Raw genomic sequence first — 14,101 nt, 5'->3', positions numbered from 1 at the left:
ATCAGGGCATCGTGTAGATCGCGTCGTTGTACGCTTTCTCAAGCACACCCTTCGCGCCGCCGCCACCCGTGATGTTCGAGTTCAGGAACAACACACCCGGCAAACGGGGGCCCACCACCGGACCAAACAAGGCCACCGAGGTGCTGATGTTGTCGCACACACCGCTGCCATTGCAATTGGCACTCCAGCCACCGTTCTTCTCCAGTTCGGTGTTCAACACCACATCCCAGCCCAGACCGCGTTTTCGCATCGTGTCGAAGAGGTCTTTGGCCGCCGTGGCTGCCAAGATCTTGCCGTCCTTGGTGTTCAAGCTCAACATCACCTTGGCCAGGTCTTCAGCCGAGAGGTACCAACCCGCCGCACCGCAGATCAGCGACACATCACCAAAGTCGGTGCCCGCCACATTGAGGCCTGCGTTCTTGTAAGCATAGGCATGGTTGTTCGAGGCGGGTGGCTTGCAGGTCACGCCTGTTTGGCCCACGCGGTCAAACACATTTTGCTGCACCAGCTTGACGTATTGGTTGGCCAGAGTCACAGGACGCGACACCTGGTTGATGTCTTCCGCGTAACCCGCCACCTTGGGCAGCAACACCCGCATGATGGCGAAGTTGTAGTTGCTGTAGCACCAGCCCATGTCGTTGGGGTTGATCGGGTTCGCGGGGTTGACCACGGCTGCGCCTTGGCACGCGGTCGTGCCCTTGGCGTTGACGCTGGCCGTGAAGAACTTCTTCAACTGCGCATAGTCTTGCGAGACATTGCCGTAGTCCTTGATGCCGCTGCGTTGGCCCAAGAGTTGCGAGAAGGTGATGCCCTTGACGTACGTGCTGGCTGAAGACCAGTCAGCAGGCAGGTATGGCCCGATCGGCGCGTCCAGACTGACACCCGCTTTGTCCAGGATGCGCACCGCGGCCACGGCCGTCACGAACTTGCTGACACTGGCCACCGTGATCTTGGTGCTTGAGGTGAAAGGTAATGCACCATCCGCATTGACACGCGCCTGGCCACCGCTGCCGAACTTGGGGTAGTTGCCCACAAAGAAAGAGTAGCCCGTCACCTTGCCATCCAGCTGGGCGCGCAAGTTCTTCTCGATCTGGCAGACCGAGACGCACACCTTGCCATCACAGACCGGCACGCTGGGCGGCACCTTGGCATAGTCGCTCCAACCTTCCTTGACCAGCAACGATTCCTGGTGATCGCCCATCGGCGTGTTGGCTTGCGGGCCACGCCAATCCAGCACGCTGCGCAGTTGAATGCCGCAGGCAGCGCGGTATTGCTGACTCCACAGCGAGTACTGCTGGGCTTGCGGCAATTGCGATTGAGCCGGTGGCAACACTGCATCCAGGTGCACCGTCACGGTTTGCGAAGCGCCCGCGGCCAGCGCCGGGATGGCAATCTGAGACGTGGTCTGGCGCATCAGCACATTGAAGTCCTTCAGGGACAACCACATCGGGTCGGTGGCCACTCTGGTCTTGTTGCTCACCCGCAAGGTCACGTCGGCACCTGCGTAGTGGATCTGCGTGAACGGCACCACGCCAATCTTCTCGTCGTAGTTGATGATCTCCACCTTGGGGAACTTGGCCGCATCGCCAAACACGATGGGCGGCTGGCTCACATCAGGCACCTCGGTGACCACAACCGTCGGAGAGGCCGCACCCAAAGGCGCATTGACCGCGTTGTGCGGGGTGATCTTGATGTTGAACTTCGTGGGCGCCGCCACGGTGGGCGAGATCAGGAAGGCATTGGCGGGCAGGCTGAAGCGTTGAAAATGCCCGGCCGTGGGCGCCACGGACTCGCCGCTGGCCACCACCTGGTTGGCCGCGTTGGTGACCTGCCAGGTGCCACCGGTGGCGGCCTGGTCGGTGGTCCACTGCAGGGTCACGATCTGGGGCTTGACCACGGTGATCGCGCTTTGCAGAAACTGGAACTCGCCGCTGCCCTCCACGATTTGCAGTGTGGCCGCAGCAATGGCAGTGGCGGGCATGAAGGCGGCGGTCAAGCCGCTGATGAGGAAAGCGCCTGCACCGAACAGGGCGTGTGATGTCAGTTTCATGAGATGTCCAATTGATGGTGAAAAATTTGAGCGGATGACAGCGAATGCGCTGAAGTCCCGGGGGACATCGGAGCGGTTTGTGTTCCGATGAAAAGAAGTTTGTGCGGGCCGCGTTTCAGCAGTGCTTCATCCAGCACGCGCTTGTGTTGCAATTGTTTCGACAACAGGCGGCATTGAAGTCGATGTGGCCCACGGGGGCGATCCCAAGGTGTAGGGGGTTTGCCCCCCCCTACACACCTCAGAGGGATAGGGCGGCTCTTCATGCTTAAACTGGGGGCTCGTCACCCACAAAGAGGACTCGCATGAACAAGCTTCTTGGCGTGCTGCTGAGCACCCTGGCGATCGGCGCCGCTTCGGCCGCCCCGGTCAACTACACCATCGACCCCACCCACACCTTCCCCAGCTTCGAGGCCGACCACATGGGCATCTCGGTGTGGCGTGGCAAGTTCAACAAGACCAGTGGCCAGGTCACGCTGGACAAGGCCGCGGGCACCGGCACGATCGATGTGACCATCGATGCCAACAGCGTGGACTTTGGCCTGGAGATCATGAACGACAAGGCACGCAGTGCCGAGTTGTTCGACACCGCCAAGTACCCCCAGGCCCGCTACAAAGGCAAGCTGGACGGCTTCGTCAATGGCGCGCCCACGCAGGTGGTGGGCGAGCTGACCTTGCATGGCGTGACCAAGCCCGTGGTACTCAAGGTCAACAGCTTCAAGTGCATCCCGCACCCCATGCTCAAGCGTGAGCTGTGCGGCGCCGATGCGTCAGCGTCCATCAACCGCGATGACTTCGGCATCGATGCCGGCAAGGCCTATGGCTTCAAGATGGACGTGCCCTTGCGCATCCAGGTCGAGGCGGTTCAAACCCCTTGATGAGCCTCACACTGGCTCGGTCGATGACTGGGCCAGGTAATGCAGGATCAGCTTGTCGCGCTGCGACACGGTCTTGAAAGACATGCCCACGTGGATCCCGTCACCCGCATCGGCCTTGTGGCTGTGGCACAGCTTGGCGGGGATCTCCAGGCCAACCAACTCGCCCTCGAAGTCGACACCCACCGCCAGGTTGACCAGGTCGCCGATCACGCCGACGGCACTGGGCGCGTGCACCATCGCCCCAAACGGGCTCACGTCGATCAACGTGGCGCTGATGGCCCCACTGCCGCCCGGCAAGGTCAGCTTGGCGGGCAATGATGTTTTCATGCGCATGGAGCGGCGAACCACACGGGCCTGAACCACCTTGGGATAGACCAGCAGCGCATACACAAAGGGCACCTCGAAAATCTGGATGACTTGGGCCTTGAACGAGAAATCATGCTGCCCCGTGAAGCCCTGCACGGTGTACTCGTCGCCCGCCTTCAGGGGCGACTTGCCGCTGGACGCCGCATGGGGCCCCACCATCACGCCCTTGCCTTCAATGGCAGCCAGGAACTGCGCCTCCAGCTTGGGCGAACCCGGCGTGACGCCCTGCGTCTGCAAGGCCAAGCCAGGGCGCAGCTTGAGCGATCGCAATGCCACTTCAGTGACCGGGGCATGGTTGGTGTCGTTTGGCATAAGGCCTCTCAGATGGAGTGAAGCGATTTGGTTTTCCGCTTATTCTGTTTCTTTTAACCGATGGAATGTGTTGTATGTCGGCTGAACAGTTTGACGTGCTGATCGTGGGCGCAGGCCTGTCGGGCATTGGTGCGGGCTACCACCTGCAAGCCCACTGCCCCGGCAAACGCTATGCCATCCTGGAAGGCCGTGACAGCAGCGGGGGCACCTGGGACCTGTTCCGCTACCCAGGCATCCGCTCCGACTCCGACATGTACACCCTGGGCTACTCCTTCCAGCCCTGGACCGAAGCCAAGGCCATTGCCGATGGCCCGGCCATCCTCAAGTACGTGCGCGACACGGCTCGGCAGTTCGGCATCGACCAGCACATCCGATACGGGCACCGCGTCAAGCGCGCAGCATGGTCAACCACCGATGCACGCTGGACCGTCGAGGTCGAACTCGGCCAGGCGAAAGAGCCCGTCACCCTCACTTGCGGCTTCCTGTTCATGTGCAGTGGCTACTACAGTTACGAACAGGGCTACACGCCCAGCTTCCCCGGCATCGAGCATTTCAAGGGCCGCGTGGTCCATCCCCAGGATTGGCCATCGGACCTGGACTACACCGGCCAACGCGTGGTGGTGATCGGCAGCGGTGCCACGGCGGTCACCCTGGTGCCCAGCATGGCCCCCAAGGCGGCCCACGTCACCATGCTGCAACGCTCGCCCACCTACGTCATTTCACGACCGGCGCAGGACAAGCTGGCCAATGCCCTTCGCCGCCACCTGCCAGGCAAGTTGGCCTACGGCATCACCCGCTGGAAGAATGTGCTGCTGGGCATGCTGTTCTTCAGGCTGTCCAAGCGCAGGCCCGACCGCGTCAAGGCCCTGATCCTGAAAGGGGTGCGTCACGCCCTCGGGCCCGATTTCGACGTGGCCAAGCATTTCACGCCCAGCTACAAGCCCTGGGACCAGCGCGTGTGCCTGGTCCCCGATGGCGACCTGTTCAAGGCGATCAAGACAGGCCGTGCGTCCGTTGTCACCGACCACATCGACACCTTCACCGACAAGGGCATCAAGCTCAAGTCGGGCGCCGAGATCGAGGCCGATCTGGTCGTGACCGCCACCGGCCTGAACCTGCTGGTGCTGGGCGGCATGGAGATCGTGGTTGATGGCCAGGCCGTGGACCTGTCCAAAACCTTGAACTACAAAGGCATGATGTACAGCGGCGTGCCCAACCTGGCCTCGGCCTTCGGCTACACCAACGCCTCGTGGACGCTCAAGTGCGACCTGACCTGCGAGTACGTTTGCCGCCTGCTCCAGCACATGGACCAGAAAGGCCTGCGCCAATGCACGCCCCGCAACAACGACCCGACGCTCAAGACCGAACCGTGGATCGACTTCACCTCCGGGTATGTGCAGCGGTCACTGCAGAAGTTTCCGCAGCAGGGCAACAAGGCGCCGTGGAAGCTGCACCAGAACTACGCGTTGGACATTGTGAGCCTGCGACTGGGGTCGATCAACGATGGCGCGATGGAGTTCTCCAACCCGGCCACCGGGCGGGCTTGACCAACCAGCGCTAGTCGAGCGTGTTCTTGAACGCAGGGCTGACCGATGAACCGGTCAACTCCTGCAGGAACGTGTCCACCCCTCGCGCCTCCAGGAAGAGCAAGCCGATCCGAAAGTTCTTGGGTGAGGTGTAGGAGGAATAGACCGACTTGGCCGCCAGCTCCACTGACTGCAAGGTGCCGCCCGAATGCCATTCCAGGCGCACCTGGCATTTGCTGCCTGGGGCAATCGGCTTGTCGGTGGTCATGGACAAACCAACCTGGCTGACATCGACCGTGGTGGCCGAGCGGACACTGCCATCGGCCATGATCAGGCCAATGGGCCGCCTGATGGCCAGCCGAGCATGAATCCGTCGGCTGGACGCTGTGCCCGCCGCGTCGGCGGCATCGGGCTGGTCGTTGGCCAGAGGGGGCAAGCGGCTCATGGGATGACCCTTGTAAAGCGAAGGCAAGCGCTTACATTTTATTCATGAAACGCGCCGCTTGACGAGTATCTGCCCGCATCTGCGGGAAAAACGACGCGTTTGCCTACTCCGGCAAGGACATCGCCCGCCACAGGATGTTGAAAAGCTCGTCGAACTGGTCGATCAGCGAGCGGTCTTCGCGCCGAACGATGTGCATCAACACCACGCGGCCGATGATGCCCATGAACACGTCCAGCAGGATCTTGCTGGACACCTGGTCGTTGAGCACCCCACGCTGCTGGCCATCTTTGAACACCCCCAGGAAGGCCCCCATCAGCTCGGGGCTTTCGTAGATGCGGATGTTTTTGTGCCGCGACACAGGCACCGCCGTGAACAGCAGCAGCATCACGGCCGGGTGCTTGTCCATGTAATCCAGCGTGACCCAGCAGGTTTTGCGCAGGCGCTCGCGCGCGTCGTCGATGCCCTGCAGGTGGTCGATCATGCGCTCGGCCAGGCGGCCCAGCATCACGTCAAGCATGGCGTAGACCAGGGTTTCCTTGCTGCCGAAGTATTTGTAGATGGTCTGCAAGGACACATTGGCGGCCTTGGCCACGTCCAGCAGGCTCACATCGTGGAAGTCCTGGTGCGAGAACAGATCCAACACGGCTTTTTCGATGCGTTTGAGCGTGTCGGGGCGCATGGTGGCCAGCATGGCCTGACGGGCATCGACGGATGCTGAATTCATGGTTGATTTGGTTTCCGGCATGGAAATCAATATTACCAAATGAGTCAGGCGGCGGGAAACCTGGTGATTTCCCCTTGCCAATGCAAGAGGCTGGCGCCAACATCTGCGGACTTTACAATGCCTGAACAGAACGGTAATTTAAATTACCAATCAGATACCGAGGACACATCACATGGCGATTCAAAACTTCCCCGCGACCTGGATGACCGACGAGCACAAGATGGTGTTCGAATCGGCCAAACGTTTCATGACCGAACAGTGGGGCCCCAAGGACGAAGCCTGGCGCCATGCTGGTGTGATGGACCGCCAGGCTTGGCGCGATGCTGGCGCCAACGGTTTCCTGTGCGCCTCCACCCCTGAGCAATATGGCGGCGGCGGCGGTGACTTCGGCCACGAAGCGGCCCTGGTGCTGGCGCAAGGCGAAGCCGCCATCGGCGGCTTTGGCGGCTCCTTGCACTCGGGCATCGTCGCGCCGTACATCTTTCACTACGGCAGCGAAGAACAGAAAAAGCGCTGGCTGCCCCGCCTGGCCACGGGTGAGCTGATCAGCGCCATCGCCATGACCGAACCCGGCACAGGCTCCGACCTGCAAGGCGTGCGCACCCTGGCCTTGAAGTCCGAAGACGGCCAGACCTACAAGATCAACGGCAGCAAGACCTTCATCACCAACGGCCAGTTGGCCAACTTGGTCATCGTGGTGTGCAAAACCGACAAGGACAAGGGCGCGCAAGGCATCTCGCTGTTCGTGGTCGAGACCGATGAGGCGCCGGGCTTCCGCCGTGGCCGCAACCTCGACAAGATCGGCATGGACGCGCAGGACACCTCCGAGCTGTTCTTCGACGATGTGATCGTGCCCGCCTCCAACCTGATCGGTGGCGTCGAGGGCATGGGCTTTTTCCAGCTGATGGAACAGCTGCCGCAAGAGCGCATGCTGGTGGCCCTGGCCGGCATCGCCGCCATGGAGCTGGCCATGAAGGTCACGCTGGAGTACACCAAAGAGCGCAAGGCCTTCGGCAAGCCCATCTTCAGCTTCCAGAACACGCGCTTCAAGCTGGCCGAATGCCAGGCTTTGCTGCTGGCCTCACGCGCCCTGGTCGATGCCGCCATGGTCGAGCACCTGCAAGGCAAGCTGGGCGTGGACCGCGCCGCGCTGATCAAGTACTGGATCACCGACAACCAGTGCAAGCTGATCGACGAATGCCTGCAGCTCTTCGGTGGCTATGGCTACATGAAGGAGTACCCGATCGCCCGCCTGTGGGCCGATTCGCGCGTGCAACGCATCTACGGCGGCACCAATGAAATCATGAAAGAGCTGGCTTCGCGCTTCCTCTGATTCCACCTCACATTTCCAAGGAGCTTCTCCATGACCGAAGCCTACATTTTCGACACCGTGCGTACCCCGCGCGGCAAGGGTAAGAAAGACGGCAGCCTGCACCAGGCCACGCCCGTGTGGTTGCTGCGCACGCTGCTGCAGGCGCTGCAAAGCCGCAACCAGTTGGACACCTCGCTGGTCGATGACCTGGTGCTGGGTTGCGTGACGCCCGTGGGCGAGCAAGGCGCCGACATCGCGCGTACCGCTGTGCTGGACGCGGGCTGGTCCCAGTCCGTCTCGGGCGTGACACTGTCGCGCTTCTGCGCTTCCGGCCTCGAAGCCGTGAACCAGGCAGCCCAGCGCATCGGCTCGGGCATGGAAGACATGATCGTGGCCGGGGGCGTCGAATCCATGAGCCGTTGGCCCATGGGCAGCGACGGTGGCGCCTGGGTCATGGACCCGCGCATCAACAGTGGCACCGCCTTTGTGCCGCAAGGCATCAGCGCCGACCTGATCGCCACGCTGGAGGGCTTCTCGCGCCACGACCTCGATGCCTATGCGTCCGAATCGCATCGCCGCGCCGCCCTGGCCCAGGCCGAAGGCCGCTTCGACAAATCCATCGTGCCCGTCAAAGACCTGAACGGCCTGCTGATGCTGGGCCGCGATGAAACCGTGCGCCCCGGCACCTCGGTCGAGTCGCTGGCCAAGCTGATGCCCTCCTTCGAGATGATGGGCACCATGGGCTTTGACGCCACCGCGCTGGACAAGTACACCACCATCGAGAAGGTGATCCACAGCCACCACGCGGGCAACTCTTCGGGCATCGTCGATGGCGCCGCCCTGGTGCTGCTGGGCAGCAAGGAAGCCGGCATCAAGGCCGGCCTCAAGCCACGGGCCCGGGTGCGCATGTGCTCGGTCATCGGCTCCGAGCCCACCATCATGCTGACCGGCCCGACACCGGCCTGCGTCAAGGCCTTGAACAAGCTGGGCATGACCGCAGGCGACATCGACCTGTGGGAGATCAACGAGGCCTTCGCCACCGTGCCCATGAAAACGGCTCGCGACCTGGGCGTGCCCATGGACCGCGTGAACGTCAACGGCGGCTCCATTGCCTTGGGGCACCCGCTGGGCGCCACCGGCGCCATCATCCTGGGCACGGCCCTGGACGAGCTGGAGCGCACCGGCAAGTCCACCGCACTGGCCACTTTGTGCATCGGTGCCGGCATGGGCATCGCCACCATCATCGAACGCGTCTGATCGCCGGAGGCACACACCATGACTCAATCACAAGCCTTCACTTTTGACATCGATGCCAACGGCATCGGCCTGGTCACCATCGACATGCCCGGCCGTGCGATGAACGTGCTCAACCCCACGCTGGTCGAGCCCTTCGCCCTGCTGGTTCAGCAACTGGAAACCGACGCGGCGCTCAAGGGCCTGGTCATCACCTCGGGCAAGCCCACCTTCATCGTCGGCGCCGACATTGATCAGCTCACGCAGATCACCAACGCCGAAGAAGCCTTCAAGCTTTGCGAAGACTTGAAGGGCATGCTGCGCCGCATGGAAAAGTGCGGCAAGCCCGTGGTGGCAGCGCTCAACGGCACGGCCCTGGGTGGCGGCCTGGAGATCGCGCTGGCCTGCCACGCCCGCATCGCTTTGGATGACCCCAAGCTCAAGCTGGGCCTGCCCGAAGTCAAGCTGGGCCTGCTGCCCGGCGGCGGCGGTACGCAGCGCCTGCCCCGCATGATCGGCATCCAGAAGAGCTTCGAGCTGATCACGCAAGGCAAGGAGTTGACCGCGGCCAAGGCCAAGGAAATGGGCCTGGTGACCGAGCTGGCCTCATCGCGCGACGAACTGCTGGCCAAGGCGCGCGCCTGGTGCGCTGCCAACCCCAAAGCCTCGCAGCCGTGGGACAACAAGGGCTTCCGCATCCCCGGTGGAGACAGCAAGAGCCCGGCCGTGGTGCAGGTTCTGGCCATCGCGCCGTCCATGGCCAATGCCAAGGCGCATGGCAACTACCCAGCCATCACGCACATCATGAGCTGCCTGTTCGAAGGCTGCTTGCTGGACTTCGATGCTGGCTCGCAGGTTGAGTCGCGCTACTTCGCGGCCTGCGTGGTGTCGCAGACCTCGAAGAACATGATCGGCACCTTGTGGCACCAGCTCAACGCCATCAAGAAGGGCCAGTCGCGCCCCAAGGGCGTGGCGGAGACCAAGGTCAAGAAGGTCGGCATCCTGGGCGCCGGCATGATGGGCGCGGGCATCGCTTATGTGTCGGCCAAGGTCGGCATCGATGTCGTGCTGCTGGACACCACGCAAGACAACGCCGACAAGGGCAAGGCCTATTCGCAAGGCCTGCTGGACAAGGCCGTGGCCCGCGGCCGCAGCACGCCGGACAAACGCGACGCGCTGCTGGCCCGCATCAAGACCACCACCTCGTATGACGACCTGGCCGGTTGCGACCTGGTGATCGAGGCCGTGTTCGAAGACCGCGCCATCAAGGCCGTCTGCACGCAGAAGGCCGAGGCGGTGATCCCGGCCACCGCCGTGTACGCGTCGAACACGTCCACACTGCCCATCACCGGCCTGGCCCAGGCCAGCGCACGTCCGCAGAACTTCATCGGCCTGCACTTCTTCTCGCCCGTGGACAAGATGCCCCTGGTCGAGATCATCGTCGGCCAGGAAACGAGCGACGAGACCCTGGCGCGCGGTTTCGACTACGTGCTGCAGATCGGCAAGACGCCCATCGTGGTCAACGACAAGCGCGGCTTCTACACCTCGCGCGTGTTCACGACCTACATCATGGAAGGCATGGCGATGCTGGCCGAAGGCATCCACCCGCGCTCCATCGAAGTGGCCGGCATGAAGGCGGGCATGCCCATGCCGCCGCTGGCTCTGCAAGATGAAGTCTCGCTGAGCCTGTCGCTGTACATCGCAGAGACCACCAAGAAAGACTTGATCGCCGAAGGGGGACCGCTGCCCGCGATTCACCCCGGCTTTGCCGTGGTGCAGAAGATCGGCGGCGAGCACGAGCGCATCGGCAAAAAGGCCAGCAAAGGCTTCTACGATTACAACGGCAAAGAGAAGTCGCTGTGGCCTGGCCTGCTGGAGGTCTACCCGCCCGTGGCCGATCAGCCTTCGCAGCAAGAACTGGTGGACCGCATGCTGTACGCGCAAGCCAACGAAGCCGCCCGCTGCTATGAAGAGAAGGTGGTGCGTTCGGTGGCCGACACCAACATCGGCTCGATCTTCGGCTGGGGCTTCGCGCCCAACCAGGGCGGGGCCTTGCAGTTCATCAACGCTGTGGGTGCCAAGCACTTCGTCGAGCGTGCGCGTGAGCTGGCCAAGCGGTATGGTCCGCGCTTCGAGCCTGCGGCCATCGTCGTCAAGCAGGCACAAGAAGGCGGTCGTTTCGAAGACGCCAGCGCATGATCGGCAGCAGTGCCCTGCTGTCAGGCTTGCGCGTGATCGACATCACGCGCAACCTGCCCGGCCCCTTCGCCACGCGCATGCTGGCGGACCTGGGGGCCGAGGTGATCAAGGTCGAGCCGCCCGAAGGCGATCCGGCCCGCGCGCTGGGGCCTTTGTTCAAGTCGCTGAACGATGGCAAGGAATGCCGCACGCTGGACTTCAAGCTGGAAGCCGACCGCGCACAACTGCGCGATTGGCTGGCCAGCGCCGACGTGCTACTCGAAGGTTTCCGGCCCGGCATCATGGCCAGCATGGGGCTGGACTTCGAGCGCCTGAAAGTGGTCAATCCCCGCCTGGTCATGTGCTCGATCACGGGCTATGGCCAACAAGGCCTGTGGTCCCACAGAGCAGGCCATGACCTGAACTACATGGCCATGTCCGGCGCGCTTGATCAAATGCGCAGCGCACAGGGCGAGGCCACCTTGTCCAACATCCAATGGGGTGACCTGGCGGGCGGCAGCGCCATGGCCTGCATCGCCACGCTGGCGGCGGTGTTCAAGGCACAACAAAGCGGCACGGGCTGCCATGTCGATGTCAGCATGACCCACGGCCTGTGGGCCCACCAGGTCATGCCGCAAGCCACCGGCGCCATGCTCGCCCCGATGCTGGGCAGGCTTCCCGGCGCACGCCAGGACCTGCTCAACGGCGCCCTGCCCTGCTACAACCTTTACACCACGCAAGATGGCCGCTCACTGGCCATCGGCTCGCTGGAGCACAAGTTCTGGAAGGCCACCTGTGAAGTCCTACAACGCCCCGACTGGGCCCAGCAGCACTGGCAACGCGGCCTCATGCCCAACTCACCTGAATCCAACGCATTGCGAGAACAAGTCGCCGCCCTGGTCGCCACGCAGCCCTTGTCGCACTGGGCCGAGCGTTTCGCCGAGGTGGATGCCTGCGTCACCCCCGTGCTGACGCTGGCCGAAGCGCAACAGCACCCCTTGTTCACTGGCGAGCAGACCCGCCAGCCCTGGACCATCACACCATGACCGACTCATCCCTGTTCGTCGACTACTTCAACGACACACACCGCCAGGCCCGCGAAGCCACCAAGCGCTTCGTTGACCAGGCCATCAAGCCGCACATCAATGACTGGGAAGAAGCAGGCACCTTCCCTCGCCAGCTGTACCAGCAGCTCGCTGAACTGGGCATGCTGGGCATCGGCCACCCCGAAGCCTGGGGCGGCACCGGTGAACACGATGTCTTCCTCAAACTCGCTGTCAGCGAAGAGCTGATGCGCAGCGGCTCCGGCGGCCTGGTCGCCAGCCTCGGCTCCCTGGACATCGGCCTGCCGCCCGTGTGGCGCGTGGGCTCCAAAGAGCTGCAACAACGCGTGGTCCCCGGCGTGCTCAGCGGCCACAAAATCGCCGCCCTGGCCATCACCGAGCCCAGCGGCGGTTCCGACGTGGCCAACCTGCGCACCCGCGCAGTCCGTGATGGCGACCACTACATCGTCAACGGCGCCAAGACCTTCATCACCTCGGGCACGCGCGCCGACCACTACACCGTGGCCGTTCGCACTGGCGAGGCAGGCTACGCGGGCGTGTCCCTGCTGCTGATCGACCGCGACACGCCCGGCTTCTCCGTGGGCCAGCCACTCAAGAAGATGGGTTGGTGGGCCTCTGACACCGCCGAGCTGTTCTTCAGCGATTGCCGCGTGCCGGTGGGCAACCTGCTCGGCCCCGAGAACTCGGGCTTCCTCACCATCATGATGAACTTCCAGGCCGAGCGACTGGCCCTGGCCGTGATGGCCTACATGACCGCGCAACTGGCGCTGGAAGAATGCCTGACTTACGTCAAGACCCGCGAGACTTTTGGCAAACCACTGGCCAAACACCAGGTCATCCGCCACAAGCTGGCCGAGATGGCCACGCGGGTGAACATCGCCCGTGAATACTCGTACCGCTGCGCTGCCCAAATGCAGGCCGGCAAGCCCGCCGTCACCGAAGTGTCCATGGCCAAGAACTTCGCCACCGACGTGGCGGATTACGTGACCTACGAAGCCGTGCAGATCTTCGGCGGCATGGGCTACATGCGCGAATCGCTGGTCGAACGCCTGTTCCGCGACAACCGCATCCTCTCAATCGGCGGCGGCACGCACGAAATCATGAACGAGATCATTGCCAAGCAACTGGGCCTGTGATGATGAACACCACCACCGAACACCCCATCGTCCCGCGCGAAAAGCTCGACTTCGGGCTGGACGGCGACATCCCCCGCTTCTGGCTCGACAACGACCCGTTCAAGTCGCGCTTCTTCGACGCCATGTCCACCTTCTTCCCCGAAGGCGAGCGTTTCTTCATCTCGTGCGTGCGCGATTTCCGCGACCAGATCACCGACCCCAAGCTGCTGGCCGAGGTCAGAGATTTCACGCGACAGGAAGGCCAGCACGGCATCGTGCACCGCCAGTTCAACGACCGCGTCAAGGCGCAGGGGGTGGACGTGGACCTGATTGAGAAGCTGACCGTGTTCGTGCTGTTCAAGGTGCTGCGCCGCGTCATGCCCAAGAAGGCCACGCTGGCCCTGACCGCCGCCTTCGAGCACATGACCGCGCTGATGGCCCATGGCTTCGAGGCCGCCAAGGTCATGGACAAGGCCGACCCGCGCATCCGCGCCATGTACACCTGGCATGCCATCGAAGAGGTCGAGCACAAGGCCGTGGCCTTTGACGTGATGCAGAAGGTCGCCAAGGTGGGCTACGTGCGCCGCGTTTTTGCCCTGATCCTGGCCACCATCGGCTTTCCGATCGGCACATTCCTGGTCATCAACCGCATGCTCAAGGCCGACGGCTTTGGCATCTTCAAACGGACGGGACTGATGGCCAAGGGCCTGTGGTGGCTGTACAAGCCAGGCGGTTTGTACATGCCCATCCTGGGTCACTTCCTGGCTTACTTCAAACCCGGCTTCCACCCCTGGCAAACCGGCCAGATGCTAGGCTACGACGTGTGGCTAGAGACCTTCAACCGCACAGGCGATCCGATCGCCGCGGGCAACGCCTCGATCCGGGTTGAGCGCTGATGGAG

General features: G+C 63.0%; 12 protein-coding genes. 8 read left to right on the top strand and 4 right to left on the bottom strand.

Annotated features, from left to right (window positions below; translation table 11 throughout):
• Position 1 precedes the first annotated feature (1 nt).
• A complete protein-coding gene (locus tag Q7V20_RS11865) occupies positions 2 to 2,050 on the bottom strand; it encodes a serine hydrolase (protein WP_304791024.1) in 2,049 nt (682 codons plus the stop codon).
• A gap of 302 nt (positions 2,051 to 2,352) precedes the next feature.
• On the opposite strand from Q7V20_RS11865, the gene Q7V20_RS11860 reads away from it, so the two are divergent.
• A complete protein-coding gene (locus tag Q7V20_RS11860) occupies positions 2,353 to 2,925 on the top strand; it encodes a YceI family protein (RefSeq protein WP_304791022.1) in 573 nt (190 codons plus the stop codon).
• A gap of 6 nt (positions 2,926 to 2,931) precedes the next feature.
• Here the strand turns inward: Q7V20_RS11860 and Q7V20_RS11855 are convergent, their stop codons facing one another.
• A complete protein-coding gene (locus Q7V20_RS11855) occupies positions 2,932 to 3,603 on the bottom strand; it encodes a PilZ domain-containing protein (RefSeq protein WP_304791019.1) in 672 nt (223 codons plus the stop codon).
• A gap of 74 nt (positions 3,604 to 3,677) precedes the next feature.
• Between Q7V20_RS11855 and Q7V20_RS11850 the strand changes: the two genes are divergently transcribed.
• Positions 3,678 to 5,150 carry an NAD(P)/FAD-dependent oxidoreductase gene (locus Q7V20_RS11850; protein ID WP_304791018.1) on the top strand — a complete coding sequence of 491 codons (1,473 nt, stop codon included), beginning with the start codon at positions 3,678 to 3,680 and terminating at the stop codon, positions 5,148 to 5,150.
• 10 nt (positions 5,151 to 5,160) lie between these two features.
• Here Q7V20_RS11850 and Q7V20_RS11845 read toward each other — a convergent pair whose 3' ends face one another.
• Positions 5,161 to 5,574 carry a PilZ domain-containing protein gene (locus Q7V20_RS11845; protein ID WP_304791016.1) on the bottom strand — a complete coding sequence of 138 codons (414 nt, stop codon included), beginning with the start codon at positions 5,572 to 5,574 and terminating at the stop codon, positions 5,161 to 5,163.
• Positions 5,575 to 5,677: 103 nt separating this feature from the next.
• Positions 5,678 to 6,298, bottom strand: coding sequence for a TetR/AcrR family transcriptional regulator (locus Q7V20_RS11840; RefSeq protein ID WP_304791013.1), 621 nt, complete (start codon positions 6,296 to 6,298; stop codon positions 5,678 to 5,680).
• A 172-nt stretch (positions 6,299 to 6,470) separates the two neighbouring features.
• On the opposite strand from Q7V20_RS11840, the gene Q7V20_RS11835 reads away from it, so the two are divergent.
• Genes Q7V20_RS11835 through Q7V20_RS11810 form a run of 6 tightly spaced genes read left to right on the top strand, consistent with a single transcriptional unit; the run spans position 6,471 to position 14,096 of the window.
• Positions 6,471 to 7,631: an acyl-CoA dehydrogenase family protein gene (locus tag Q7V20_RS11835; protein ID WP_304791011.1), complete on the top strand. Its 1,161-nt coding sequence runs from the start codon at positions 6,471 to 6,473 to the stop codon at positions 7,629 to 7,631.
• 30 nt (positions 7,632 to 7,661) lie between these two features.
• Positions 7,662 to 8,867: an acetyl-CoA C-acetyltransferase gene (locus tag Q7V20_RS11830; RefSeq protein ID WP_304791008.1), complete on the top strand. Its 1,206-nt coding sequence runs from the start codon at positions 7,662 to 7,664 to the stop codon at positions 8,865 to 8,867.
• A gap of 18 nt (positions 8,868 to 8,885) precedes the next feature.
• Positions 8,886 to 11,042, top strand: coding sequence for a 3-hydroxyacyl-CoA dehydrogenase NAD-binding domain-containing protein (locus Q7V20_RS11825; protein WP_304791005.1), 2,157 nt, complete (start codon positions 8,886 to 8,888; stop codon positions 11,040 to 11,042).
• On the top strand, positions 11,039 to 12,067 hold the full coding sequence (locus Q7V20_RS11820) for a CaiB/BaiF CoA-transferase family protein (RefSeq protein ID WP_304791003.1): 1,029 nt from the start codon (positions 11,039 to 11,041) through the stop codon (positions 12,065 to 12,067). Before Q7V20_RS11825 ends, Q7V20_RS11820 begins: the two co-directional genes overlap by 4 nt.
• Positions 12,064 to 13,221, top strand: a complete 1,158-nt coding sequence (locus Q7V20_RS11815; protein WP_304791000.1) for an acyl-CoA dehydrogenase family protein — start codon at positions 12,064 to 12,066, stop codon at positions 13,219 to 13,221. Before Q7V20_RS11820 ends, Q7V20_RS11815 begins: the two co-directional genes overlap by 4 nt.
• Complete coding sequence (locus Q7V20_RS11810) at positions 13,221 to 14,096, top strand: metal-dependent hydrolase (protein ID WP_304790998.1); 876 nt, start codon at positions 13,221 to 13,223, stop codon at positions 14,094 to 14,096. The genes Q7V20_RS11815 and Q7V20_RS11810 overlap by 1 nt, the downstream gene beginning before the upstream one ends.
• The last annotated feature ends 5 nt before the right edge of the window (positions 14,097 to 14,101 follow it).

It is taken from the genome of Aquabacterium sp. (assembly GCF_030652515.1).
Taxonomy (GTDB): domain Bacteria; phylum Pseudomonadota; class Gammaproteobacteria; order Burkholderiales; family Burkholderiaceae_C; genus Aquabacterium.
The sequence above is the reverse complement of the archived record's forward strand: the minus strand, read 5'-3'. Positions and strand labels throughout refer to the sequence as shown.